The organism is Kitasatospora sp. NPDC029312 (genome assembly GCF_055569215.1).
Genome location: NZ_JBVHXY010000062.1, coordinates 1 through 25,506, shown reverse-complemented (window position 1 = coordinate 25,506; position 25,506 = coordinate 1). Strand labels below are relative to the sequence as shown.

18 protein-coding genes and 4 pseudogenes are annotated in these 25,506 nt (G+C 74.0%); 11 read left to right on the top strand and 11 right to left on the bottom strand.

Annotated features, from left to right (window positions below):
• Window positions 1-238: 238 nt before the first annotated feature.
• Together ACZ4WV_RS32970 and ACZ4WV_RS32965 are read right to left on the bottom strand one after the other, a co-directional pair.
• Window positions 239-1,633, bottom strand: a complete 1,395-nt coding sequence (locus ACZ4WV_RS32970; RefSeq protein ID WP_465752351.1) for a GntT/GntP/DsdX family permease — start codon at window positions 1,631-1,633, stop codon at window positions 239-241.
• Window positions 1,634-1,706: 73 nt separating this feature from the next.
• The gene (locus ACZ4WV_RS32965; protein WP_465752349.1) at window positions 1,707-2,261 is read right to left on the bottom strand and encodes a gluconokinase; all 555 of its coding nucleotides are present in this window, start codon (window positions 2,259-2,261) and stop codon (window positions 1,707-1,709) included.
• Window positions 2,262-2,414: 153 nt separating this feature from the next.
• On the opposite strand from ACZ4WV_RS32965, the gene ACZ4WV_RS32960 reads away from it, so the two are divergent.
• The gene (locus ACZ4WV_RS32960) at window positions 2,415-3,110 is read left to right on the top strand and encodes a FadR/GntR family transcriptional regulator (RefSeq protein ID WP_465752347.1); all 696 of its coding nucleotides are present in this window, start codon (window positions 2,415-2,417) and stop codon (window positions 3,108-3,110) included.
• Window positions 3,111-3,268: 158 nt separating this feature from the next.
• A complete protein-coding gene (locus ACZ4WV_RS32955) occupies window positions 3,269-3,748 on the top strand; it encodes a hypothetical protein (protein ID WP_465752345.1) in 480 nt (159 codons plus the stop codon).
• Here ACZ4WV_RS32955 and ACZ4WV_RS32950 read toward each other — a convergent pair.
• The 3 genes from ACZ4WV_RS32950 to ACZ4WV_RS32940 form a co-directional block, all read right to left on the bottom strand.
• Window positions 3,714-8,300, bottom strand: coding sequence for a hypothetical protein (locus ACZ4WV_RS32950; protein WP_465752343.1), 4,587 nt, complete (start codon window positions 8,298-8,300; stop codon window positions 3,714-3,716). The two genes, ACZ4WV_RS32955 and ACZ4WV_RS32950, sit on opposite strands and share 35 nt — an antisense overlap.
• Before the next feature lie 42 nt (window positions 8,301-8,342).
• A complete protein-coding gene (locus tag ACZ4WV_RS32945) occupies window positions 8,343-9,218 on the bottom strand; it encodes a hypothetical protein (RefSeq protein ID WP_465752342.1) in 876 nt (291 codons plus the stop codon).
• Window positions 9,219-9,387: 169 nt separating this feature from the next.
• The gene (locus tag ACZ4WV_RS32940) at window positions 9,388-10,920 is read right to left on the bottom strand and encodes a hypothetical protein (RefSeq protein WP_465752340.1); all 1,533 of its coding nucleotides are present in this window, start codon (window positions 10,918-10,920) and stop codon (window positions 9,388-9,390) included.
• Between the two features lie 184 nt (window positions 10,921-11,104).
• Here ACZ4WV_RS32940 and ACZ4WV_RS32935 point away from each other — a divergent pair, with 184 nt between their 5' ends.
• The 5 genes from ACZ4WV_RS32935 (at window position 11,105) to ACZ4WV_RS32915 (ending at window position 15,345) form a co-directional block, all read left to right on the top strand.
• Window positions 11,105-12,142 carry an IPT/TIG domain-containing protein gene (locus tag ACZ4WV_RS32935; protein WP_465752338.1) on the top strand — a complete coding sequence of 346 codons (1,038 nt, stop codon included), beginning with the start codon at window positions 11,105-11,107 and terminating at the stop codon, window positions 12,140-12,142.
• Between the two features lie 234 nt (window positions 12,143-12,376).
• Window positions 12,377-12,901 (top strand): hypothetical protein, encoded by a 525-nt coding sequence (locus ACZ4WV_RS32930; protein ID WP_465752336.1) that lies wholly within the window; start codon window positions 12,377-12,379, stop codon window positions 12,899-12,901.
• Window positions 12,902-13,043: 142 nt separating this feature from the next.
• A complete protein-coding gene (locus tag ACZ4WV_RS32925) occupies window positions 13,044-13,820 on the top strand; it encodes a LamB/YcsF family protein (protein WP_465752334.1) in 777 nt (258 codons plus the stop codon).
• Window positions 13,817-14,485, top strand: coding sequence for a 5-oxoprolinase subunit PxpB (gene pxpB / locus ACZ4WV_RS32920; protein ID WP_465752332.1), 669 nt, complete (start codon window positions 13,817-13,819; stop codon window positions 14,483-14,485). Before ACZ4WV_RS32925 ends, pxpB begins: the two co-directional genes overlap by 4 nt.
• Window positions 14,482-15,345: a 5-oxoprolinase subunit C family protein gene (locus ACZ4WV_RS32915; protein ID WP_465752330.1), complete on the top strand. Its 864-nt coding sequence runs from the start codon at window positions 14,482-14,484 to the stop codon at window positions 15,343-15,345. Before pxpB ends, ACZ4WV_RS32915 begins: the two co-directional genes overlap by 4 nt.
• A 225-nt stretch (window positions 15,346-15,570) precedes the next feature.
• On the opposite strand, the pseudogene ACZ4WV_RS32910 reads toward ACZ4WV_RS32915, so the two are convergent.
• Window positions 15,571-16,188: pseudogene (locus ACZ4WV_RS32910) on the bottom strand (aminoglycoside phosphotransferase family protein); the annotation flags it as partial.
• Between the two features lie 89 nt (window positions 16,189-16,277).
• Here ACZ4WV_RS32910 and ACZ4WV_RS32905 point away from each other — a divergent pair.
• Window positions 16,278-16,625 (top strand): annotated as a pseudogene (locus ACZ4WV_RS32905) (IS5 family transposase); the annotation flags it as partial.
• A gap of 127 nt (window positions 16,626-16,752) precedes the next feature.
• Here ACZ4WV_RS32905 and ACZ4WV_RS32900 read toward each other — a convergent pair.
• The 3 genes and pseudogenes from ACZ4WV_RS32900 to ACZ4WV_RS32890 form a co-directional block, all read right to left on the bottom strand.
• Window positions 16,753-17,262, bottom strand: coding sequence for a hypothetical protein (locus ACZ4WV_RS32900; protein ID WP_465752327.1), 510 nt, complete (start codon window positions 17,260-17,262; stop codon window positions 16,753-16,755).
• A gap of 848 nt (window positions 17,263-18,110) precedes the next feature.
• Window positions 18,111-18,497 (bottom strand): annotated as a pseudogene (locus ACZ4WV_RS32895) (transposase); the annotation flags it as partial.
• A gap of 36 nt (window positions 18,498-18,533) precedes the next feature.
• Window positions 18,534-19,304 (bottom strand): alpha/beta fold hydrolase, encoded by a 771-nt coding sequence (locus ACZ4WV_RS32890; protein ID WP_465752324.1) that lies wholly within the window; start codon window positions 19,302-19,304, stop codon window positions 18,534-18,536.
• 123 nt (window positions 19,305-19,427) lie between these two features.
• On the opposite strand from ACZ4WV_RS32890, the gene ACZ4WV_RS32885 reads away from it, so the two are divergent.
• Window positions 19,428-19,979 (top strand): PadR family transcriptional regulator, encoded by a 552-nt coding sequence (locus tag ACZ4WV_RS32885; RefSeq protein ID WP_465752323.1) that lies wholly within the window; start codon window positions 19,428-19,430, stop codon window positions 19,977-19,979.
• A gap of 334 nt (window positions 19,980-20,313) precedes the next feature.
• Here the strand turns inward: ACZ4WV_RS32885 and ACZ4WV_RS32880 are convergent, their stop codons facing one another.
• On the bottom strand, window positions 20,314-21,813 hold the full coding sequence (locus ACZ4WV_RS32880) for a HEAT repeat domain-containing protein (protein WP_465752321.1): 1,500 nt from the start codon (window positions 21,811-21,813) through the stop codon (window positions 20,314-20,316).
• 286 nt (window positions 21,814-22,099) lie between these two features.
• Between ACZ4WV_RS32880 and ACZ4WV_RS32875 the strand changes: the two genes are divergently transcribed.
• Window positions 22,100-22,654 carry a PAS domain-containing protein gene (locus ACZ4WV_RS32875; RefSeq protein ID WP_465752319.1) on the top strand — a complete coding sequence of 185 codons (555 nt, stop codon included), beginning with the start codon at window positions 22,100-22,102 and terminating at the stop codon, window positions 22,652-22,654.
• A 153-nt stretch (window positions 22,655-22,807) separates the two neighbouring features.
• On the opposite strand, the gene ACZ4WV_RS32870 is transcribed toward ACZ4WV_RS32875, so the two are convergent.
• A complete protein-coding gene (locus ACZ4WV_RS32870; protein WP_465752317.1) occupies window positions 22,808-24,289 on the bottom strand; it encodes a DNA-binding protein NsdB in 1,482 nt (493 codons plus the stop codon).
• Between the two features lie 474 nt (window positions 24,290-24,763).
• On the opposite strand from ACZ4WV_RS32870, the pseudogene ACZ4WV_RS32865 reads away from it, so the two are divergent.
• Window positions 24,764-25,506: pseudogene (locus ACZ4WV_RS32865) on the top strand (hypothetical protein); the annotation flags it as partial.

Here is a 25,506-nt window from a genome sequence, read left to right as displayed (position 1 = left end):
GGGCTCCCCACCACAAGACCCCCGCGGTGTCTTTCTGGGGGGGGTGGGGCTTCGTGTTCCCCCCCCCCCCCCCCCCGCCGTTTCGTGTTCGAGGCGGTGCCGTCGGGGCCACCGGCGGGACCGCCGGACCACCGGACCACCGGAACACCGGAACACCGGAACACCGGAACACCGGAGGGAACGCCGGAGGGGCGGCACCCGTACGGTACGGATGCCGCCCCTCGGTCCCTCGTTCGGGCTAGATGACCAGGCTCAACGGCAGGATCAGGGCGATCGCGACGACCGAGATCACCGTCTCCATCACCGACCAGGACTTCAGCGTCTGCCCGACGCTCATCCCGAAGTACTCCTTGACCAGCCAGAAGCCGGCGTCGTTGACGTGCGAGAAGAACAGCGAACCGGCGCCCACGGCGAGCACCAGCAGCGCCGCGTGGGTCGAGGACATGGTGGCGGCCAGCGGCGAGACGATGCCGGCCGCGGTGATGGTCGCGACCGTCGCCGAGCCGGTGGCCAGGCGGATCAGCACCGCGATCAGCCAGCCCAGCAGCAGCGCCGAGATGTGCCACTCGCTCGACCAGTGGCTCACCATGTCGCCGACGCCGACATCGATCAGGGTCTGCTTGAAGCCGCCGCCCGCGCCGACGATGAACACGATGCCCGCGATCGGGCCGAGCGACCTGCCGACGGTGTCGGAGATCCGGGCCCGGTCGAAGCCCGCGGCCCTGCCGAGGGTCAGCATGGCGAGCAGCGTGGCGGCGAGCAGCGCGATCAGCGGGGAGCCGATGAAGTCGAAGATCCGCTGCCCCGTCGCCTTGGGGTCGTCGATCACCACGTCGGTCAGGGCCTTGCCCAGCATCAGCACGACCGGCAGCAGGATGGTCGCCAGCACCGCGCCGAAGGACGGGTCGCGCTCGCGGCTGACCGGTTCCTCGGACGCGATCGCGGTGGGGATCTCCAGCGGGCCCACCCAGCGCTCCGCCACCCGGGCGAACAGCGGACCGGCGATGACCAGGGTCGGGATCGCGATCAGCAGGCCGAGCGCCAGGGTGATGCCGAGGTCGGCCTTCAGCGCGTCGATGGCGACCAGCGGGCCCGGGTGCGGCGGGACCAGGCCGTGCAGCACCGACAGACCGGCCAGCGCCGGGATGCCCACCCGGATCAGCGGCACGTTGCCGCGGCGGGCGACCAGCAGCACGATCGGGATCAGCAGGACGACGCCGACCTCGAAGAACAGTGGCAGGCCGAGCACCGCCGCGATCAGCGCCATCGCCCAGGGCAGCGCCCGGTGGCCGGTCCGGGACAGCACGGTGTCCGCGATGATGTTGGCGCCGCCGGAGTCCGCGAGCAGCTTGCCGAGCATCGCGCCCAGGCCGATCAGCAGACCGACGCCGGCCACGGTGGAGCCGAAGCCCGTCGAGAAGCTGTTCAGCAGCTTGTCGAAGGGCGCACCCGCGATGGCGGCCAGCAGGCCGGAGCCGATCGTGAGGGCGAGGAAGGGGTGCAGCTTCAGCTTGGTGATCGCCAGCACGATCGCGCCGATGCTGACCAGCACCGCGATCAGCAGCTGGGTGTTGCTGCCGGTGTGCGGCAGGGCCGGCGGGGCGGCCGCCAGGAGGGTGGGGACGGTGCTCATGCGTCCGCCTCGCTTCGCGCGGCAGGGGTGTTCGCCCGTACGCGTCTTCTGACGGCTCGCTCGCTTCGCTCGCTCACGTGAGGTCTCCATTGACGGGCCGCAGCAGGGCCACGGCCTTCTCTACGAGTTCTTCGGGGGACGGACCCACGTCCAGGACGGCGCCGCGCTCGTCCGCGCCCAGGGGTTCCAGGGCGGCGTACTGGGAGCCGAGCAGCGACGCCGGCATGAAGTGGTCGGTGCGGTGGGAGAGGCGGTCCTCGACCAGCTCGTGACCGCCGCTGAGGTGCAGGAAGAAGGCGCCCGGGGCGTCCGCGCGCAGGACGTCGCGGTAGCCGTGCTTCAGCGCCGAGCAGGTGACCACACCGCCGGTGCCGGCCTCGGTGCGCTCCTTGAGCCAGGCGCCGATGGCGCGCAGCCAGGGTTCGCGGTCCTGGTCGTCCAGCGGGATGCCGGCGGACATCTTGGCGATGTTGGCCGGCGGGTGGAAGTCGTCGGCCTCCGCGAAGGGGAGGTCGAGGCGGTCGGCCAGGAGGCGGGCCAGGGTCGTCTTGCCGACGCCCGAGACGCCCATCACCACGACGGCGGGGGGCGTGACCGGGTGATCGTGGTTCTCGACGCTGAGAGCCATGGATGGTGCTCCTTCGTTGCAGGCCGCCACTATCGCCTCAAAGGTATGACGTATTCAAGTGTCGGAAACCAAATCGTCATACTTTTACTCTTCGAGGTGGCGCGGGCACAGGCCGGGACCGGGCGCTCGATGGCCGGCGTCTAGGCTGGGCGGATGGAGATCCAGGGGTTGCCCGGCCGGGTGCTTGCCGAACTCGGACCGGCGATCGCGTCCGGGGAGATCCCTGAAGGCGCGGTGCTGCGCGGGGAGGACCTGGAGGAGCGGTTCAAGGTGTCCCGGACGGTGATCCGGGAGGCGGTACGGGTCCTGGAGGGGATGCGACTGGTGGCCTCCCGGCGGCGGGTGGGGATCACCGTGCAGCCGAAGTCGCTCTGGGACGTCTTCGACCCGATGGTGATCCGCTGGCGACTGGCCGGAGCCGACCGCTCGGCCCAGCTGCGCTCGCTCGGCTCCTTGCGGGTGGCCGTCGAGCCCGCCGCGGCCGCGCTCGCCGCCGTCCACGCCACGGACGACGACCGGCGCGAACTCAGCGCGCTGACCGTGGAGTTGACGGTCTCCGCGCGAGCGGCCGACCTCACCACCTTCCTCGGACACGACATCGCCTTCCACGCGCTGGTGCTGCGCGCCTCCGGCAACGAGATGTTCGCCCACCTGGGAGACACCGTGGGGGCGGTGCTCACCGGGCGGACGGAGTACGATCTGATGCCCCATCAGCCGGAGCCGTACGCCATCCGGCTGCACCGCGAGGTCGCGGACGCCATCTGTTCGGGGGACGCCGCGCACGCCGAGGCGGCGATGCGGACGATCGTGACGGGCGCGCTGGAGGAGCTCAACCAGCAGTTGGGCTGACCTCCCGTTGACTCCTGCCCCGATGACACGGTTTGGGGGCAGTTCGGTGGATTCGGACGCATAGTCCCGGGCCGGTGGGGCAGAGTGAACGGTTGGGGGCGCATGCTGTGTGCACCCGTGCCGTGCCCACCGCCGGATCCGCGCCTGGGGGTCGCTCGATGTCCGTGCCACGCCGCCGTCGCCGCCTTCCCGACGAGGTGCGCGCCGCCGCAGTCCGGGCGGTGCTCTCCCTCGCCTTCACGCTGGTGGGCGTGGTCGTCGCGACGCTGGCCTCGTACGCGGGCAGCGGGCTGTTGGTGCCCGCGCTGATGACCATGGGGCTCGGGGTGTTCGGGACGATGTGGTGCCTGCTGGAGATCCTGATCTCCCGCCAGATCGCCGCTCAGCGGACGCGAACGCCGGGCCCCGCGTACCCGCTGGCGGGCCATCAGGTGCCCTCGGGGCCCGCGGAGCCCTTGGCGGCCCGGCCGTTCCCCCGGGGCGGCCCGCCGGTGTACCAGCAGCCGCACCAGTCGGTGTACGAGCCTCAACAGTCCCAGCAGCCGCCGCGACGACCGCACCCGCCGGGAGATGCCGGAGCCGCCCTCGCAGGGCAGGGTGGGTTCACGCCTGGGCGGGAACCTCCGCCGGGCGCTTGAACATCCGGGTGGCGGTGATCTCGCCGTGGATCGTCGGGCCGTCCGGGTCCTGCTGGGCCGGCAGGCCGGGGCGCAGGTGCTCCTCCACCGAGATGTACTTGAGGCCGGCCCGCAGGTCGGCGTCGTTGCGCAGGCGGATCACCAGCGGGAACTCGGCGAGCGCGGTGGTGTCGAACAGGCCGGTGGTGTAGATGAGCTGGACGCCGAGCGCGTCGGCCACCGCACGCTGGAGCTCCAGCAGGTAGGTGGCGTTCGCGCGGCCGATCGGGTTGTCCAGGAACAGCGTGCCGGCGTGCCGCAGCTGGGACTGGCCGCGGTCGTTGGCGCGCAGCGCGGCCATCGTGCAGTAGAGCGCGATGGCGGCGGTGAGCAACTGGCCGCCGGAGAACACGTCGGACATCTGGCCGACGCCGACCCGCTCGGCGCGCAGCACCGCGTCGGGCTTGAGGATCTCGACGCTGACGCCCTTGGGGCCGATCGCGGCGGCGACGCCGCGCAGCAGCAGGGACATGCCGTCCCGGCGCAGGTCGCTGTTCTTCCGGACGGCGGCGCGGGTGGACTCGTCGATGACCTCGCCGAGGCGCTCGACCAGGGTGGCGTGGTCCGGGTCCTCGAAGCGGATCCGCAGGAACTCCTGGCCGGACCACTCCCCCAGGCCCTCGGGCAGCCGGGAGAGCCGCTGGGCAGCGCGCAGGGTGGTGAGCGAGGACTCGACCAGACCGCGCAGCCGGTCCACGATCGAGCCCCGGTTGCGCTCCAGCTGGGCGAGCTCGTCGGTGAGCACCCGCAGCCGGGGAGCGAAGGCGGCGGCCCAGGCGGCGGCGTGCTCAGGCAGCGCGGCGGCGGGCAGTTCGCGGATCTGCTGGCGGGCCGGGGTGCGGACGGCCTCGTAGCGGGCGGCGTTGGCGTGCCGGACGAGCGCGTCGGAGGCGTCGCGGACGGCGAGTTCGGCGGAGGAGAGCTCGCCGACGGCGGTGCGCAGGCCGCGACGGGCCTCGGTGCAGGCGGTCCGGGCGTCGGCGAGGGAGCCGAGGTACGGCTCGGCGGGTTCGTCCGCGTCGTCCTGGTGGTCGCGCAGGCCGTCGCGCAGCTGGCCGGCCAGCTCGTCGAAGTCGGCGGCGGCGGACTGGGCGGCGTCGAAGGTGCGCTGGAGGTCGGCGTGGGCGGTGCGGGCGGCGTCCACGGCCTCGCGGCACTCGGCCAGCCGGCTGGTCGCGGTGCGCAGCAGCGCCTGGGCGTGTTCGGGGTCGGTGGGGACGAGTTCCTCGGGCAGCTCGGTGTGCGCCTCGCCGTCGGCGGGCGCGGAGCGTTCGACCTCGCCGCGCAGCCGGCCGAGCTGCTCGCTGGCGGCGGCGGAGCGGGCCTCGATGGTGGCGACGAGTTCCTCGGCGCGGGCGGCGGCGGCCTGGCGGGCGGGGCCGTCGGCGCCGTCGGGGCTGCCGAGGAGTTCCTCGGCGCGGGTGCGGACCTTGTTGGTGAGGCGGTCGAGTTCGGCCGCGGCGGCGGCCTCGTCGCCCTCGGCGCGGGCCTGTTCGGCGCGCAGGTCGGCGCCGACGCCGACCTTCTCGTACAGCTGGGAGGCGGCCCGGTAGGCCTCGCGCAGGGCGGGCAGGGCGGCGGGGGCGGTCTGCTCGGCGGGCTCGTCGCTCTGTTCGGCGGCGGGGATCTCGGCGCGTTCGGCGCGCAGGGCGCGGGCGGTGCGGCGGGCGTCGTCGGCGGCGCGCTGGGCGGCGCGGCGGTCCTCGTCGCAGGTGCGGGCGCGTTCGGCGCAGACGGCCTGGCGGCGGTCGCACTCGGCGGCGTCCTCGGCCAGTTCGCGCTGTCGGCGGCTCCAGTTGGCGCGTTCGCGCAGGCGGAAGGCGAGGCCGGAGAGGGCGTCGGCGCGGCGGCGGGCGCGCTGGGCGGCCTCGCGGTGCTCCTCGTGGGCGGAGGCGGCGGCGGCGTGGTCGGTCTCGGCCTCGTCGTGCTCGGCGCGCAGGGTGGCGAGCGCGGCGGCGGCCTGTTCGGCGTGCTCGCGGGCGGCCTCGGCGGCGGCGGCGAGTTCGGCGAGGGTGCCGGGCGGGCAGCTGGCGTGCCAGGAGGCGAGGCGGGCGGCGAGGGCGCGGTCGGCGCCGAGGCGGCCGGCGAGTTCGCGGATGTGCTCCTCGCGGGCGCCGGCGCGGGCGCGCAGCTCGCGCCGCTCGCCGTCGGCGGCGGACTCGTCGTGCATGGCCGGGTTCGGCGGGACGAGGAAGAAGGCGGGCTCGTCGGTGATCGGGGCGATCAGCGAGGCGGCGGCGCCGACGGCGACGGTGGAGCGGGGCAGCAGGGCGGCGGCCTGAAGGGTCTCGCGGGCGCGCTCCAGCGAGGCCGGGTCGGTCACGACCACGCCGTCGACCAGTTCGGGGCGGGCGGCGAGGATCGCCTCGTGGTCCGCCGGGTCGACGGACTGGGCGAGGTAGCGCCAGCCGGGCAGGGCGGGGATGCCGTGCTCGGCCAGGTACTCGACGGTGGCCAGCACGTCGGGGCCGGGCGGCAGCAGGCCGCCGTCGCCGAGGGCGGCGAGGATGCGGGAGTCGTCGGCGGCGGCGGTGCGCAGGTCGAACAGGGTGCGCTCGGCGGTGGCGATGGCGTCGTCGAGGAGTTCGCGCAGGTACTCGGCGTTGCGGTCGAGGACGGCGGGGGTGAGGAAGCCGGCGTCCTCCTCGGCCCCTGACCCGTCTTCGCTCCAAACAGTAGGTGCCGGCGTCAGGGAGAGGAGGTCGGCGAGCCGCTGTTCGGTGGCGAGCAGGGCGGCGGTGCGCTGTTCGGCGGCCAGGGCCCGGGCGGCGCCCTTGCGGGCGTCGCCGGCCCGTTCGGCGGCGAGTTCGGCGCGGGCGGTGGCGGCGGCGGCCTCGCGCAGCCGGGCGGCGGAGGCCTCGGCGGCGGCGCGGGCCTGGGCGAGGGCCGCGGCGGCGGCCTTCTCGACGTCGGCGGCGTGCAGGGCGGCGCGGGCCGGGTCGACGTCGCCGTCGGCGTCGATGAACCCGGCTTCGACGGCGGCGGCGGTCTCCTGCTCGACCTCGGCGAGGCGCTGGCGCAGGTGTTCGGCCTCGCTGCGGGCCTTCTGGGCGGCGGTGGCGGCCTCGGTGGCGGCGGACTGCGCGGTGGCGCCGTCCTCCTGGAGTTCGCCCGCGCGCTGTTCCTCGGTGTCGGCGCGGGACTCGGCGGCCGCGGCGGCGGCCTCCAGGGCGCGGGCGAGCGCGGTGGCGGCGGCGGCACGGGCGGCGAGCGCGGGGGCGGCGTCCAGCTCGGCCTCGCGGATCGCGGCGGCGACCCGGGCCACCCGGTCGGCGGCGGCGCGTTGGCGCAGCACGGCCTCGGCGGCCTGCCAGGCGGCGTGCAGGGTGCGGGCGTCGATGAGTTCGCGGCGCAGCGCGGCGGCCTCGGCGGTGGCCGCGGCGAGGCTCAGGGTGGCGTGCCGGTGGGCGAGTTCGTCGGCGATCAGGCCGTGCCGGGTGCGGTCGGCCTCGGCGGCGGTGACGGCGCTCGCGGCGGCGGCCACCTCGATGGCGAGGTCCTGGGCGCGGTCGCGTTCGGCGGCGGCGCGGGAGGTGAGGGCGTGGGCGAGGCGGCGGGTGCGGCGCTCGGCGGTGCGGTGGGCCTCGCGGACGCTCTCGCGGGCGGCGGTGGCCTCGACGATGCGTTCCAGCAGGTCGAGGGAGCCGGCGGTGAAGTCGCGTTCGGCGGTGAGTTCGGCGCGGCGGCCGAGCTTGGCCGCGAAGCCGTGCACGAGGTCGGCGAGGCCGTCGGTGTCCCGGGTGTCGGTGACGGCGCGCAGCAGCAGGTCGGTGAAGTCGCTGTCGTGCTTGACCGCGAACAGGCCGGCCGCCTCGCCCTCGTCGGCGTTCATCTCGCGCTGGTAGCGGAAGAGTTCGGGGTCGAGGCCGAGTTCGCCGAGGTGCTCCGTCCAGCGGTCGTGGCCGTCCTCGAAGACCAGGTCGAGGTGGGGGTGGGCCTTGCCGGCCTCGGTGAGGGCGTCGCGGAAGCCCTTCATGGTGCGGCGCCGTCCGCGGGCCTTCTGGTCGCCGGCCAGGCTGATCCGTTCGGCGACCGGCAGGGAGTCGAGGGTGAGGCCGGGGCCGGGGCGGAAGGAGTACCAGGTCTCGGCGAACTTGCGCGGGTCGGAGGAGACCTGGCGGCCGCGCCACTCGCTGACCTTGCCGACGACGATCAGCTCGCCGGTGACGGTGTGCTGCCACTCCAGGGCGACGTGGCCGCAGTCGTCGGCGAGCAGGAACTTGCGCAGCACGCCGGAGCTGGCACCGCCGAGGGTATTGCGGTGGCCGGGCAGCATCACCGAGAAGATCAGCTTGAGCAGGACGGACTTGCCGCCGCCGTTCTCCAGGAAGAGCACGCCGGCCGGGGCCGGGCGGCGGACCGGGCCGTCGGTGTCCTCGCCGAACAGGCCGATCTGCTGCGGGGCGGGGTCGGCGACGGGCTCGCCGACGCCGCGCAGGTCGAGCACCGTGTCGGCGTAGCGCGCGCCGGCCGGTCCGATCGAGTAGAGGCGGACCCGGTTGAGCTCGTACATGGGCGGCGGTTCTCCGTGCGGTCTATGGGATTGTCGGAACGGTCAGAGCGAGTGGAACGGCAGGCCGGCGTCGGCGACCAGCTCGTCGGTCGTGTCCGGCGGCAGCAAGCTGGCGGTGCCGTCGGAGACCGGAACGACGCCGAGGTCGAGCAGCTCGGCCATGGCCGCGCTGCCGGCCAGGTCGCGGACCTGGAGCTGGTAGCGGGCGGTGGTGCGGTAGGTGCCGCCGGAGTCGTCGGACACCTTCTGCAGGAAGCCGGAGTCGACCAGGAACATGACGGCTTTGGCGACGATGCCGATGGTGGAGCCGGAGAGGCGGCGGGCGTCCTTGGTGGCGCCGGTGGCGGTGCGCCGGGCCCAGACCCGCCAGGCGGCCTCCAGGCCGGGGGCGTCGGAGGCCGGGTCGGTGTTGGCGCCCTCGGCGTCGGCCTGCTCCTCGAGGCGGCGGCAGGCCTGGCGGACGAAGGAGTCGACGCCGTTGACGGTGATCCGGCCGAGGTAGCCGTCGTCGGCGAGGTCCTCGGGGCGGGGGAAGGCCATCGCGGCGACGGCGAGGTGGGCCAGGCCGTGCAGGAAGCGGTCGGTGGTCTCGGAGGCGGCGCGGCGCGAGTAGTCGCCCATCCGGACCGCGAACAGCGAGTCCTCGGCGGCGGCGACGGCCATGCCGGCGCGCGGCGAGACCTCCAGGACGACCAGGCCCATGCCGGTGGCGATGGCGTCGGCCAGGCGGGCGAACGGCGGGTCCTCGCGGTGGCGGCGCACGAGTTCGGCGTACTCGGCGTCGCGGGCGGGGAGCAGCTTGGCCTGGAGGCCGAAGGAGACCAGCCGGGCGGCGTCGGCGACGTCGGCCGGGGTGATCGGCGCGGGGGCCGCGGGTTCGGTCTCGGCCGCCCAGGACGTGTCGTGGTGGGTCGTCACGGGCGGTGCTCCTCGGGGCTGCTGCTGGTGGGGGCGGACTGGCGGGGTGTCAACGGCGGGGTCTGGAAGATCAGGGTCTGGAAGATCAGGGTCTGGAGGGTCGGGGTCTGGCAGGTCGGTTGTGAGCGGGGGCGGCGCTTCGGGGCCGGTGCCGTCGGCGCCCGGCCGGTCAGCCGGCGTCCTTGCGGTCGGCGGCCATGCCGGCCGCGTCGAGCAGGGCGCTGCCGACGATCAGGTCGGCGCCGCCGAACTCCGGATCGCGCAGCGGGGTGCCGTCGTCCACGGCGAACAACAGCCGCTGCTCGCCCTGGCGGTAGGCGGTGCCGACCGGCGGGCTGGCCGCGTGCACGGCCAGCAGGGCCACCAGGTACGGCAGTTCGGGGTCCCGCCGGCGGGCGTCGGCGAGCAGGCCGGAGAGCCGGCGGGGAGCGTCCGGGGGCAGGTCGAGCAGTTCCAGGGCGGATTCCAGCTGGGCTTCGGAGAAGCGGCTGTCGTCCGGCGTGGCGACCAGGTCGGGGTCGGGCAGTTCGGCGCCGAGGTGCTCGCGTTCGACCGGCGGGGTGAGCAGCAGGTCGACCAGGTCGGCGACCCGGACGGAGACGGGCGTGCGCAGTCCGGCGCCGCGGGCGAAGAACGCGCCGGTGGGGCGGACGGCCTCGGCTATCGGCAGCCGCAGCACGGGGGCGAGCAGTTGCCCGTACAGGTCGATGCCGCTGCGGGCGCCGGGGGCGGCGAAGGCCTGGCGGTCCTGCTCGGCGCGGAACAGCGGGCCGGCCTCCAGCAGGCGGGTCTGCAGCTGGGTGTGGCGGCGGATGCAGTCCTTGACGATGTCGACCAGCTCGGCGGCGCGGCGCTTGTGCTCCGGGTCCTCGGCCTCGTCGCGGGCCTTGCGGATGTTGGTGAGGATCGCGTTCTCGTGCCGGTAGCGGTCGGCGATGTGGTCCAGCGCCTCGTCGATGAGGTCCGGGATCGCGCGCATCCAGTCGACGGCCCGGACGTTGCGGCGGGTGGCGTCGAGGGCGCGGCGCAGCGTCTCGGCGTACTGGACGGTGCGGTAGCGGGCCTGTTCGGCGGCGAGCTGGGCGTCGGCCAGGCGGCCGCGGCGGATCAGCACCTCGAGCTTGACCTCGGCGGCGATCTGGGCCGAGGTGACGTCCGTGTCCAGCGCGCCGACCAGGACGTTGACGGCCTCGTCGGTGGTGCGCAGGTAGACGCCGCCGTCGGGGCCGGGCACCTCCTCGATCAGCTTGAAGTCGTAGTCGCGCCGGACGTACGCGCCGTCCGCTCCGAAGGTGCCGTAGACGGCGCGGAAGCCGCGGTCCACGCTGCCGACGTTGATCAGCGACTCCAGCACCCAGCGGGCGACCCGCTCGTGCTCGGGGGTGTGGCGGGTCGGGGCCTGCGCGGCGACCCGAGGCAGCAGCCGGGCGAGCACCGTGTCGCGGTCCGCCCCGGTGTCGAAGTCCATGTTGAGGGTGACCAGGTCGATCGCGGCGAGGCCGACCTCGGCCATCGCGTAGCCGCCGTACTCGCCGGCCAGGTTCACCTTGCGGTTGTCCAGGTCGTGCAGCGGGGCGGTGCAGGCCAGCGCCTTGAGCCGGCGGGCCAGGCCCTCGTCGGCGGCGGGGCCGGGCGCGGGCCGCACGGAGGCGGCGGGCGGCCGGAGGCCGTGCGCGGTGGGCGGGTCAGCGATGGCGGTCACGGTGGACAAGATTAGAGGTTCGCACCGACATCGACCGAAACGGACCTTGCGGGTGGGCTCAGCGGCAGGTGGGCGGCGGTTCGGGGGCGATTCCGGAACGGTGTTCCGGCGGGATTCCGCCATTCCCGAACCGGTATTCGATAAAACCGCGAGGGCGACGCGCTGGTTCGGTGACGATTGACCCATGATCACCCGACTGGCCAAGGCGGGCCTCGCCGCCGCGCTGCCCGTGACCGTCCTCGCCACCGGAGCCGCCGTCGCCGCGGCCGCGCCGGCCGCCGCACCCAGCTCCTCGGCGCAGCACGTGACGGTCTCCCAGGCCGGCAACTACCCGGTCTTCGCCCGCGACTCCACCACCATGGCGGTGACCTGGACCTCGGCGGGCACCGCCGACCTCACCGGCCCCACCCACCTCACGGTCGACCTCCCGCCCGGGGTCACCACGAGCGGGGCGCTGTTCTACAACACCCCGTACGACTACACCTTCACCGAGACCGTCTCGCCGGACGGCCGGCACCTGGAGGCGGTGTTCACCGCCACCCGCACGCCGGGCAGCAGCAATTTCATGAAGGTCTACCTGGCCACCAACGGGACGGCGCCCGCGACCGGCCCGATCACCGTGACGGTCGGCAATCCGAACGACACCGACCCGACCGGCCACGTGTCGACCTATCTGCTCGGCACCGGCCCGCAGCCCCCGGCCGTCCAGGGCGCGCCGAGCGTGACCGCCCTGGACACCACCACCGGCCCGGGCGCGGGCGGCACCGCGGTGACCGTCAGCGGCAGCGCCCTGGCCCACGGCATGGTGCTGGTCGGCGGCGTCCCGGCGGCGGGCAGCTGCACCGACACCGCCTGCACGGTGACGACGCCCGGCGGCTCGGGCCGTGCTCCGGTCAGCGTGGTGACCCCCGGCGGCACGGCGACGGCGCCGGCCGCCTTCGACTACACCGGCGCCCCGCCCCCGGCCCCGGCCGCGCCGGTGATCAGCAACCTGACCGCCACCAGCGGGCCGGTGGCGGGCGGGACGCAGGTGTACGTCCAGGGCGGCAACCTGACGTACGGGACGGTCGCGTTCGGCGGGGTGCCGGCCGCGCACGTCTCCTGCGGACCGTCCTTCTGCACCGCGTACGCCCCGGCGGCCACCGGGCCGGGGCCGGTCGCGGTCACCGTCACCACGGCGGGCGGCACCAGCGCGCCGGTGACGTACACGTACACGGCCTGATCACAGCCCCGTGGCCGCCCGGGTGGCCATCGGCGCCCGGGCAGCGGTGCGTCGGGGTCCAGCCCGTGAGGCGAGTCGAAGTGAGTCGATGCGGGTCGAGACAAGTTGAACGCGTTCAAATATGGGGTCTAGAGTCGGTTCCGCGCAGCCGGGACAAGGCCCGGCTGCCCCCCTCGGCACGCCCCGTTACAGGTCCCACTTCCGTGCGGCGTGCCCACCTCGGAGGTGTGCGAGATGGACGACGACCCCGCGATCACCCTGCGACGGGTCCGGCGGTGGCTCCGGTTCTTCGTGGTCTGCCTGGTGCTGAGCGGCCTGACCGCCTTTCCGCTGGAGACGGAGACCGGCTGGCTGGTCGACGTCGCCTCCGGCCCGGCCGCTTCTCTGACCGAGCACTTCCCGGGCGCCCTCGCCTGGTTCGAACGCGCCCACCGGGGCGTCGCCGAGACCAACGAGCGCTATCCGTTCCTGGCGTACGGCACCGACTGGCTGGCCTTCGCCCATCTGGTGATCGCCGCCGCCTTCCGGGGGCCGCTGAAGGACCCGGTCCGCAACATCTGGGTGATCCGCTGGGCCGTGCTCGCCTGCGGAGCCGTGATCCCGTTGGCGCTGGTCTGCGGGCCGCTGCGGGGGATCCCGGTGATGTGGCGCTTCATCGACATGTCGTTCGGAATCTTCGGCGCCGTCCCGCTGCTGATCGTGCTGTGGGCCCTGCGTCCGCTGGAACGTTCCTTCCAGCAACGCCTGGCCGCGAACTGAGTCGACGGCCTGCGGAGCCGCCCCAGGGCGCGCGGCCGGTGGTCGCGCGCCGGTGCGCTCTCCGGGGGCCCGGGTCACGGACCACGGGCGTCATCCGCAGGCCCTACCATCTGGCTCAACAGTTGCTGGGAGGCGGACGGGCGTGGCCGATGCGGTGATCGATCTCAATGCGGACCTCGGAGAGGGGTTCGGGCGCTGGAGCCTGACCGACGACGAGGCCCTGCTGTCCGTGGTGACCAGCGCCAACGTCGCCTGCGGCTTCCACGCCGGAGACCCGTCCACGATGCGCCGGGTCTGCGCGCTCGCCGCCGAGCGCGGCGTCCGGATCGGCGCCCAGGTCTCCTACCGCGACCTGGCCGGCTTCGGCCGCCGCGCGATGGACGTCCCCCCGGAGGAGCTCGCCGACGAGATCGCCTACCAGATCGGCGCCCTCCAGGTGTTCGCCCGCGCCGCCGGCTCCCGGGTCTCCTACGTCAAGCCGCACGGCGCCCTCTACAACCGGGTGGTCGCCGACTCCGAGCAGGCCGAGGCCGTGGTGGCCGGCGTGCTGCGGGCCGGCGCCGTCTGCGACGGGCCGCTGCCCGTCCTCGGACTGCCCGGCTCCCGGCTGCTCGCCGTCGCCGAGGGCGTCGGACTTCCGGTGGTCACCGAGGCCTTCGCCGACCGCGCCTACACCTGGGCCGGCACCCTCGTCCCGCGCCGCGAGCCCGACGCGGTGGTGCACGACCCCGAGTCGGTGATCACCCGCGCCGTGGGCATCGCCCGGGACGGCACGGTGGAGGCCGTCGGCGGCGAGCGGATCGGCGTCGAGGCCCGCTCGCTGTGCGTCCACGGCGACACCCCCGGCGCCGCCCAGCTCGCCTGGCGGATCCGCGGCGCCCTCGCCTCCGCCGGAGTCCGGGTCGAGGCGTTCACGTGACGCTCCCCGTGATCCGGCGGGTCGGCGAGCGGGCCCTGCTCGTCGAACTCCCGGGGACGCCCGAAGTCGCCACGCTGTACGGCTGGTTGCGCGAGCGACAGGCGGCCGGGGAACTCGGCGCGGTCGAGGAGCTGGTGCCCGCCGCGCGCACCGTGCTGCTCGACGGCGTCGCGGACGTCCCGGCGGTGGCGGCGCTGCTGCGCACCGCCCGGCCCCGGGCGGCCGCGACGGCGGACGGGCCGCTGGTGGAGGTGCCGACCGTGTACGACGGCGCCGACCTGGCCGAGGTCGCCGCCCTCTGGGGGGTCTCCGAGGAGGCGGCGGTACGGATCCACACCGAGCCGGAGTACGTGGTCGCCTTCTGTGGCTTCGCACCCGGCTTCGGCTACCTCACCGGACTGCCCGCGCGGTACGCGGTGCCGCGCCGGGACACCCCGCGCAGCTCCGTCCCGGCCGGCTCGGTGGCCCTGGCGGGCCCGTACACCGGCGTCTACCCGAGCCCCTCGCCCGGCGGCTGGCAACTGATCGGACGCACCGCACTGGCGCTCTGGGACCCGGGCCGGGAGCCCGCCGCGCTGCTGGCACCGGGCGTGCGGGTGCGGTTCACGGCGGCGGCTCCCGGCAGCGGATCGCGGCGGAACGGGCATGAAAGCGGGCCGAGTTGAGCGAACTGCTGGTGGTGCGGCCGGGACCGCTGACCACCGTCCAGGACCTCGGGCGGCGCGGCGTCGCCCACCTCGGGGTGCCCCGGGCCGGCGCACTGGACGAGCCGGCGTTGCGGGCGGCGAACCGGCTGGTCGGCAACGCGCCGCAGGCCGCCGGGCTGGAGACCACCCTCGGCGGAGTCGCGCTGCGCGCCCTCGGGCCGGTGCTGGTCGCCGTCACGGGCGCGCCCGCACCGGTGACGGTGGACGGACGGGCGGCCGCCTGGGGCGCGCCGGTCGCGGTGCCGGCCGGGGCGGTGCTGGAGGTGGGTGCGGCGACCGCCGGGGTGCGCACCTACCTCGCGGTGGCGGGCGGGGTCGCCGTGCCGCCGGTGCTGGGCAGCCGCTCCGCCGACCTGCTCTCCGGCCTCGGGCCCGCACCGCTGGCCGCGGGCGACCGGCTCCCGGTCGGCGCACCGCCCCCGTACCGGGACCGGGCCGAGCTGGTGCCGCTGCCCGCTCCCCCGGCCGAACTGGTACTGCGGCTGCGACTCGGCCCGCGCGCGGACTGGTTCGCGCCCTCGGCGGCCCAGCGGCTGGCCCGGGATGGCTACCGGGTCTCCCCCGCGAGCAACCGGATCGGGCTGCGCACCGAGGGACCGGCCGTCGAGCGCGCCCGGGAGGGCGAACTGCCCAGCGAGGGGATGGTGTTGGGCGCGGTGCAGATTCCCCCGGACGGGCAGCCGGTGGTGTTCCTGGCCGACCATCCGACCACCGGCGGCTACCCGGTGATCGGCGTCGTGCCGGACGCCGATCTGGCGGCGGCCGCCCAGGCCCGGCCGGGGACGCCGGTGCGGTTCACGGTGCTGCGGGAGCACTGAGCGGCGGGGGGGGTAGACGGCGGGGGGCGCAGGGGCTGGGCGCTGTAGGCCGGACGCCGGCGGGAGGACGGGCGAGGCGCTCAGTTCCGTCCCAACAGCAGTTCCGCGATGGCGCGTTGGGCCGGGTCGAGCGCCGTCGCACCCTCCTCCTCCGCCGCCCAGGCCGAGCGGTTTGGGGTCGATGGCCAACCACGGCCCTCGCCCGCTCCCCGGCAGCGGGGCGAGGACGTTCCCGTAGTGCAGGTCCCAGTGCAACAGCCGGTCGCCCGGCTCGGCGCGCACCTCGCGCAGGGCGGCCGCGCAGTCGGCGAGTATCCGTCGCTCGTCCGGATCGGCGAGGGCGGCGACCGCCGCCGGCGCGCGCACCAGCAGGCCGTCGGCGACTCGGGCCAGCGTCCTGAGGTGGGCGGGCGCTCGATGTACCGTCAACTCACGGAGGAGTTCCGCGATCACGCGCAGCGCGGCGAGATGGTCGGGCAGGCCGAGCAGTGAGCGCGACGGGTCCAGGCGTTCCAACAGCATGGAGCCGGACGCCGGTTCGTGGTCGAGCAACCGGACGGCGCCGCGCCCGGCCCAGGTGCGCAGGGCGTCGGGCTCGCCGGCCGTCTCCTCGTCCACCGGCTGGAGTTTGAGCACCGCGGGCGTTCCGTCGGCGCGCCGTACGGGCAGCACCAGCCCGACCACGCCGTGCGCGACCGGTCCGTCCGGCCGCAGCTCCCAGCGGTCCAGCAACTCGCTTGCCAGGCACGGCAGTCGGGCCGCCCAGGCGCGGCCCTCGACACCGAGGAACTCCTCGAGCGACGCCACCAGTGCGGGCGGGACTTCGGGGACCACGACGGGCATCGGGCGGGCTCCTCTCCGGCGTTCTCGTTCAGCCTAGTTCGGACTAGGGTGCGTTTCAGAAGTCGATCAAGCTTTGCAATGATCACTGTGTGGGACGTGGAGATCTGACCAGTGCACAGTGGGCCAGGCTGGAGCCGTTGTTGCCGGTGGGGAGGAAGCCGGGACGACCTCCGGTCTGGTCCAAGCGGCAGCTGATAGACGGCATACGGTGGCGCACGCGGACGGGCGCGCCGTGGCGGGACGTGCCTCTGAGGTACGGCGAGTGGGAGACCGTCTACGGATTGTTCCGGCGCTGGCAACGTGACGGGACCTGGAAGCGGATTCTCAAGCAGCTCCAGGCCGAGGCCGACGCCGCCGGGCTGATCACCTGGGATGTCAGCGTCGACTCCACGATCGCCCGCGCTCACCAGCACGCCGCCGGTGCCCGCAAAAAGGGGATCTCCAGCGAGAACCACCCGGCGGTGTCGGCATCGAGCCGTCGCCACGAGGTATGACAAACTGGCGGTCCGCTACGAGGCCACAGTCACCATCGCCGTCATCAATGAGTGGCTGTGATCGCTATAACTATCCGCGAAACTCTGGGCCGGCATGTGACCCGCCAATCCAAAAGGTCAGAGCCTTGCGGCTACCTCCCAGTGACCGCCGCATCGCATTGACCAGTCGCACTTGCGCCTGAGCCACCTCCGCGCTGGCATCCCGGAATTCCTCTTCACCGAGTGGCGTACGGACTGGATCGACTTCTCGCGCGACGCGGTCCAAGAAGCGGTCGACCGACTGACCAAAGCTGTCGACCTCCACCGCGACCTCTGGTGGAGCGATCAAGCTGACCCGCGTCAGAACGGCGCTCCACTCGGCCCAGTCGTAGTCCCAGCCGCGACGGTCGGCGTGCGCGCGCTTGATCACCATCGTGAACTTGGCGTAGTGGCTGAGGAGTTCCTGATAAGCAGCCAGCTGCTGATCCCGCGACCACTGATGATCCTGGCCTCGCCTGGTGACGATCCCGCCTACCAGCACTCCCACGGTCGCCGAGGCCGCTCCCGTAACGGTCGCGATCAGCGCTTCCAGCAAAGCCACCCCAGCCCCCGTGCCCAGCAACCGCCGTTCGATCCGCGACGGGAACATAGCACTCGCGCATACTGACGCGTCAGAGCATGCCATGGTCTCGTAGCGGACGATGCGACTTCGGTTGCTGGCCGACGCTTTTGAAACACGCCCTACTGCCCGGCCCACCGGGGTAGGCGTGACCACGGGCCCGAGCTAGGGAGCGTTTCAGAAGTCGATCAAGACCACCCTGGCGACTCGCGATCGCCACCTCGAAGGTTGGGTGAACTGCCACCCCTCACGGTTCCCAATTTCCCGCAAGACGGACGCAGTTCACCTCACTCCGAAGATGAGATTAGAAGGTCGTCAGCGCCCTCGGGTCGGCGCTGGTATGAATGCGTCATTGCGGGAGAACTGTGGACGTCGGCGATCTCACTGGTCGGTGTCGCCCTGGGTGGTGGATTGGCGTCGCTGACACAACGGGCAGCGCAGCGTTCCACGGATCGAGCCGAGGAGCGTCGGCAGGCCTCGGCCAGAGCGGAAGCACGCCGAGCCGAACAACTCCAGACCCTTACGCAGTTCATCGGGTACGCACAGGATGCGGAGAAGGTCGCTTACGACCGCCCGGTGGACTGGGCCCGCAGGCGATGAGTGGCACGGCGAGGCTCAGACTGCCATGGCTGGGCTCTGGGTCGCCGAGAGGAGCATCCTGCTGCTCTGCCCCATTGTGGTCCACCCTCCCGCGACTGCCTACGCACGAGCCTTGAACCACGCTGTGTGGCGGGAACTCGGCGAGACCACGGTGGCGGACCACCTTGAACAGCACAAGGCTGCCTTCCTCGCCGCAGCACGCGACAGCTTGACCTGATGCTCCCCGGACGTCAGAGCCACACGTTGATCGCGACGACGGTGACGGTGGCCTCGTAGCGGACGGCAAGTTTGTCGTATCGAGTCGCGACCGCCCGGCGCCTCTTGAGGCGGTTGATCCCGCACTCGACAGCGTGGCGTTCGCGGTAGTCGACCTTGTCGAACTTGGGCGTCCTGCCGCCGCGGATGCCGTGCTTCTTGCGGTTGCGGATCTGGTCGCTCTTCTCCGGGATGGTGCAGCGGATGCCCCGCCTGCGCAGGTAGGCGCGGTTCGCCCGGGACCCGCAGGCCTTGTCTGCGCGGACCTTGCGGGGCTTGGTGCGCGGGCGTCCAGGGCCGATGCGCGGGACACTGACGCAGTCCAGGACAGTCTGGAATTGTGGGCTGTCATGGCGGTGGCCAGGTCAGCCCGCCCCGAGAGCGTCGGACTTTCGGACTCAACCGAGATTCAGGGCTTCCGCGGCCGCCGAGGCGAAGCCGTCGGGATTGTCGAGCATGATGTTGTGCCCGCTGCCCGGCACGGCCACCACCCGCACGCCCGCTGCGCGCAGCCCGTCGACGCCCAGCGGTGCGCCGTCCTCCGCCGGGTACAGGAAGGTGCGCGGGAGGTCGAGCCCGAGCAGCAGTTCCCGCATCACCGGCTCGCTCCCGCGGACGAGGTGCAGGGCGCTGCGGTACAGGGCCACCGGGTCGGCCAGCCGCATCGTGGACCACCAGAACGGGCCGACCCGCTCGGCGACCTCCGCCCGCCCGTCACCGAGGAACTCCGCCTCGGTGTAGCCGGCGATCCCGCTGCTGCCGGTGCCTTGGCGGCCCGGAGTGATCGCGTCCAGGTTGGCGTCCACCAGGAGGAGCCGGGACACCAGTGCGGCGTGCCGGTGCGCCAGGACGATCGCGATCGCGCCGCCCATGCTGTGGCCGACCACCTCGACCCGGTCCAGCCCGGCCGCCCGGACCGCCGTGGCGACGGCGTCGGCGTGGGCCTCCAGGGTGTAGCCGAAGTCGGCGGGCCGGTCGCTGATGCCGAAGCCGAGCAGGTCGAGCAGGAGCGAGCGGCGGCCGGCGAGCAGCGGGTGGGCGGCGGCCGCGGCGAAGTAGGCGGGCGAGCTGGCGCCCAGCCCGTGGAGGTAGAGCCGGGCGGGTTCGGCGCCGGGCAGGTCGACCCAGCGGATCCGGTCGCCGTTCGGGGTGACGGTGGCTTCGCGCATGCGCGCACGCTCCTGGTTCGGGTGGTTCGGGCGGGGCGGATTCCCAGGACGATACATCGATGTCGAGGTATCGCGAAAGTGATATACCGGCGCCGCGAGCCACCGATCTGAAAGAGTGGCCCCATGCTGAAACTCGCGATCCTCGGGTTCCTGTACGACCAGCCGCTGCACGGCTACGAGCTGCGCCGCCACCTCGCCGGGCTCGCCGGCCACATCCGCCCGATCAGCGACGGCACCCTCTACCCCGCGATCAAGCGTCTGGAGACCGACGGCCTGCTCGTCCGCGAGACCGAGCCCGGCAGCGCTGCCGCGCCCCGGCATACCCTGCACCTCACCGACGCCGGCCGCACCTTCCTGCTCGACGCCCTGCGCGACCCCGAGCCGCTGGACATCAGTGACGGCAACCGCTGGACCACCGTCCTCTCCTTCCTGCGCCACCTCGACGATCCGGCCGCCCAGGCCGCCGTGCTCCGCCGCCGACTGGACTTCCTCTCCGAGCCGGCCAGCTTCTACTACGAGGGCGACCGCCCGCGCAGCGCCGAGGAGTTCACCGACCCGTTCCGGCGCGGCCTGCTGCTGACCGCCCGGGCCACGACCGAGGCCGAAGTCTCCTGGTTGCGCGCCACCCTGGCGGAGCTGACGGAGGCGGCGTCTCGCGAAGAAGCCCCGAACTGACGACCTGGCGACCTGACGCGCTGGCGACCTGGCGACCTGACGCTTTTGACCTGAGGCCGCCGAGCGACGCCCTGGCGCACGGCAGCCGACCCGACCCGGACTGGCAAAGCCCGGCTAAAGGGCGAAAAAACCGGGTGCTGCTCGGCACTCTGATCATCGGCCTGGTGGCGGGCGGCGTCCTGGCCCCGGACGCGGGTTCGATCAAGTAGAACGCCGTTCCACCGAGGGCGCCGTCCGGAAGCGATTCGGAACTCTCCCTTCCGGAAACCAGCCCCCGACAGCAGTGGGCCGGGACACCCTGGCGGTGTCCCGGCCCACTGATCGCGTCGAGGACCTAACGCCCGAACTCCCGGGCGGCGGTCAACCGGCCTCGGACGGCGGCGTGGACCTCGGCCTCCTCGGCCGGGTCGGCGGCGAGCCTTCGCAGCCGCTCCAGCACGCGCGCATCGCCCGTGGTCGCGACATGGCGCGCGGCGAGCTCGCGGGTGGACTCCTCGCAGTCCCACAGACACTCGACGGCGGGCCCCTCGGGGAAGTGCACATCGGTGACGGCGAGCGCCCGGGCCGCGCGGCCGCGCAGTTCGGAGGAGGCCGCTTCGCCGTAGATGTGGCGCAGGACGGGTACGGCGTCGGCGGCGGCCAGCCGCCCCGCGCCGTCGACCAGCGAACCGAGTCCGGGGCCGCTGACCCCGCGCACGGACATCCAGCGGCGCAGCCCGGCGACCACCAGCGGGGCGTCGGCCGGTTCCCCGGCATCGGCGAGCAGGCGGACGGCGGCCTCGCCGAGGGCGCTGTCGGCGCCCCCGCTGGCCGGGTCGGCCCAGCGACGGGCCTGCGCCAGTACCTCGGGGCCGCGCATCCGGCCGAACAGCTCCAACGCGGCCCGAACGATCCGCTCATCCACGTCAGCTGCGGCAGCCTCGATCAGTTCGAGGGCGGCCGGATCCCGCTGGTCGACCAGGTAGCGCAGGGCGGCCCGCCGGGCGCCGGGCAGGCCGTCGCCGGCCGCCTCCAGCAGGACGGGACGGTCCTCGGGCCGGACCACGGCGGTCAGGCAGCGGGCGGCCGCGGCGGCGCGGCGGTCCACCGCGTCGGGCGCGGACGGGTCGTCCTCGCTCCGCGCGGGTTCCGGGCGGGCCAGGAAGGCGCCGGCGCCGAGATCGCCCAGCTGACCCTGGTCGGCCCAGGCCAGCACGTCGGCGGTGGACCAGCCCGGGGTCACGCCGCTGCGGTTCATCTGGCGCTGCCACAGGTCGAAGGGCGACTGCTCGCTCGCCGCGGCGACTCTCGGGTGGTAGGCGGCCCACAGCCGCCAGGGCCGGGGCTCGTACGCGTTGCGGATGAACTCACGCAGTTCGGCGTCGCCCTCGGGGCCCGGCGGGAAGCGGTCCAGCACGGCCGTGCCGAGCAGCAGCAGGCCGCGATCGTCGTCGCGCAGGGCGAGCTCGTCCAGCGCCCAGGCCCAGTTGGCACCCGTGGCGGCGTACTCGCGCAGCATCAGCAGTGCGTCGCGCCGGCCGTAGGCGGCGAGGTGCCCCAGCACGGACAGGGCGAGGCCGGTGCGGTTCTCGTCGTCGCTGACGAGGTCCTCGGCGCAGTGGAGGTGGTCCTCGATCCCGTCGAGGGGTGCCTCCAGTTCCATGTAGAGGCGCGCGTAGTAGAGGGAGCGGCTCTCGACCTGCCAGTCGGCCCGCGGATCCCTGGTGACGCACTCCTCCAGCGCGGCGATGGCCTCGGCACGGTCGGCGGCCAGCGCATGGAGCTGCCCGTCACCGCGGCCTCGCTGCAGGAGGCCGAGGAGGCTGGCACTGGGTGCTATCACTGGCTCGAACATGAGGTCAGCATCCGTTGCGGCGGTCGTAGTGGCAACGGGATTTCCGTCGCCGGGGTCTCTGGTCGGTACTGCGGTGGGCGCCCGGGCGCCGGAATCACCGAAGGTTACCGCCTCGCGCCACCATCTGCACACAGGGCGACGAAGGCCCCCGCCACAGTGGCATATGCCAGGGGAATTTTGCCTGCGTTCTGTCCAAATCGCCCACGGGCCCACGGCCCCTGTGCGACAGTCGTCCCACTACCCGAATGACCCGCATCGGCGGGCCGCACCGAACGAGGGGCCGGTCATGAACATGCCCTTAGGCGCCGCCCGCCCGTCGGACACCGCCACGGCGGACGGCGTCCCGACGGGCACGGACGGGCCCGGCTTCACGGGCAGCACCCAGCGCGCCCGCGGCGAGACGGGCGCCGGCACCGACAGCGGAACGGACGGCAGAGTGGACGGCACGGCGCGGGAGCCGTCCGGCCCCTACCTCGACCACGGGAACGACGGCCGCGCCGGCGACACCGGTGAGCGGGTCCTCGGCTCGGCCGAGTGGGACCTGCTCACCGACGGCGTCCACTGGAACGCCGAGACCTACCTCCTCCTCGGCTGCGACCCGGGCCACGGCCCGCTCAGCCTCGACCGGCTGCCCGACCGCCTCCCCGAGGCGGACCGGCCGCTGCTGCGCCGGATGATGACCGACGCCCTGGTGCACGGCCGCCCGGCCGCCGGCACCCTGCGGATCCGCCGGACCGACGGACGGCACGACAGCGTCGAGTGCGCGGGCGAACCCGTCCTCGGCACGGACGGCACCGTCACCGCGCTGCGCATGCTGCTCCGGCCGGCCCCGCCGATCTGAGCCACCGCAGGCCGCGCCGCGAACCGCAGACCGCAGACCGCAGACCGCAGACCGCAGACCGCAGACCGCAGACCGCGAACCCCTCACCGAACGGCCCGGACGGCCGCCCGCCTCACGCCGTCATCGGCCGGTTCTCGGCGCCCGCCACCCGCCTCACACCAGCCGCGGCCGGTGCTTGGTGTCCGCCGCCCGCAGCTCCCGCCCGAGCTCCGCCCGCAGCTCGTCCACCACCGGCAGCCCCCGGTAGCGCGCGGTCAGCCGGTACATCTCCCGCAGCCGGTCCCAGGTCCGGTGCGAGGAGTTCTGGCCGATCAGGTTCATCACCATCTTGGCCTGGAACTCCGCCGCGTCCGGCTCCCCGGTGATCCAGTGCACCGAGGCCAGCGTGATCCGGTCGAACAGCGCCGACCGCAGCTGCCCGGTCCCCTCCCGCAGGGCGATCACCCGCTCCGCGTGCCGCCGGGCCTGGGCGGCCGCCGCCGGATCGTGCTCGGACAGCGTGCGAAGCACCAGGGCTTGCATGCCCCGCAGCTCCGCCTCGTCGAAGACCTGCATCCAGTTCGGCGGCGGCTCCGGCGCGTCGTCCGCGAACAGCTCCTCCGCCTCGCCGAGGAGCCGGTAGGTGTCCTGGGAGTGCCCGATCGACGCGTGCGCCCAGGCCTCGACGGTGTTGAACATCGCACGCGTTCTGGGCAGCATCCGGCCGGCCGAGGCCTTGGCCGCCGACATCAGGTCGATCGCGTCGTCGGCCCGCCCCAAGTGCACCATCTGCCGTGCGGCCCGGGAGATCGCCTCGCCGGCCCGCGGCCGGTCCCCGGCCTCCTTGGCCGCCTCGGCGGCGATCATGAAGTACCGCTGGGCGGTGGGCTCCAGCCCGACGTCATGCGACATCCAGCCCGCGAGCACCGCGAGGTTGGCCGCGACCAGCCACAACCGCTGCGCCACCGCCGGATGGTGGCGGTGGGTCAAGAGGCCTCCGACCTCGTTCAGTTGGCCGACCACCGCCTTGCGCTGGAGCCCGCCGCCGCGCGCCGCGTCCCAGGCCCGGAAGACCTGAACCGAGCGCTCCAGCGACTCCACCTCGTCGAGCCCGACCGGGCCCGCGTCGTACACGTCCACCACCGGGCGCACGCCGCCCCCGGTGACCACCTGGCGCGGCCCCGGGACGGAGGCCGCGTAGGCGACCGCGTCCCCGCCCAGCCAGCCCTTCAGCGAGTCGGCGATGACCGCCCCGGCCGTGAGCGCGGCTCCCGCGCCCACCAATCCACGTCGGTTCAGCATGAGGTCCATTCCCGTGAACTCGGTGAGGACCGCGGCTGTTCGACCCGGCGACCATGGCACTGCTGCGGACGGCTCCGCTCCGGACCTGGTGGGCCGGTGTCGTTCCAGACCGAGGTCTTCAGTGGTGACGACACGGCCGAGCCGCTCCGTGAACACGGCCGCCAGCACCCTCGGCACCGGATCGCGCGGGATCTCCCCCTGCTCGATCCAACGCCGTACCCTCGACGTGTCGGTGGACAGCTGCTGCTGCCCCATCGCGGCACCCCGACGGTTGACCAGCCGCGCCAGTTCGCCCTTGGACCATCCGGTCAGGACGAACAGATCAGCGAGTCGGGTGTTGGGTCCCCTGCTCAATGAAGCCCCCAGGTTCCTCGGCTGCTTCGAGGCTAGAGGCTCCGGCAAGTGCCAGGCGAGCATTCGCCACCGTTCGCCAGGGCCCGCCAGACTACTAAGCCAGTGCCCGACGGGTGTGTTGTAGGGGTGCGCCACCTCGACCACCGGGTCGGGCGGTGTCCCACCTGGTTCGGGGCAGTCCCCCGACCGTGGCACGGGACGCTCCCGGTCCTCACCCGAGGGGGTGGCGCGGCCGGGTGGCGCGGGGGCGCCGGGCACGGCCACGGCGATCCGGCCGACCGCATTCCCCAGGGTGCGGACGGCCGGAGCACTGCCGAACAGGGGTTCCGACCCCGCGTCCGTGCCCGGCGCCCGCGCACCACCCACCGACCGACCGAAGCAGGGCCGCCGTCACACCAGGAAGCACACGGCACCGGCCCTCCCCCGCGCCGCGGGGAGAACCCGCCGACGGACCGAAGGGACCACCCTCAGCCCATGTACTCCTCAGCGACGACCCCCACGCCGACCGCGACCCGCACCGCGCTGCGCCCCCCCACCGCAGCCGCCGGCCGTCCCGGCCCGAAGCAGGTGCCCCCGACGAGCCGTCCGGTGGCTCCGCGCGGCACCGAGGGCCGGTCCACGGACGCCCGGGTCCCGGTCGGCCGTACGGCGCTGGGACTGCGCGGCCTCGAGGCCGCCCCGCCGGCCGCCCCGTCGGCCGGCCACCGCGTCCCGCTCGCCCGCCAGGCCGACGGCCAGGTGCTGCGCGCCCGGCGGCCCGGCCAGCCGGCCGGGCCCGAGCGGATCGACCCGTCGGCGCTGCAGACCCCGGCGGTACGAGCCGCGCTGGGGAGTGTCGCGCGGATATGTCCGGCGTTCACCCCGCGCCAGGTCCTGCGCGAGGGCAGCCGCCACATCCTGGTGGCGGGCACCATCGGGCGGACGCCGGTGGTCGCCAAGTGCCTGGCGCCGCAGGCGGTGCGGAGTGAGTACTTCGAGCAGTTGGTGGCCGACTTCCACCACGAGGTCGCGGTCTACCGGGCGTTCGTCCGGCACCGCCCGCCGGTGCGGCTGCCCCGGCTGGTCGCGGCGGACCACGACCGCTGCGTGCTCGTCATGGAGCGCGTTCCCGGGGGGGCGGGCGCCCAGGGAAGCCAACCCGGCAACACGCCCACCCCCGGGGAGGGGTGGGGCCCCTTCTGGGGTTTGTGCGCGATGGGCGCGTGGTGGCATCCGAG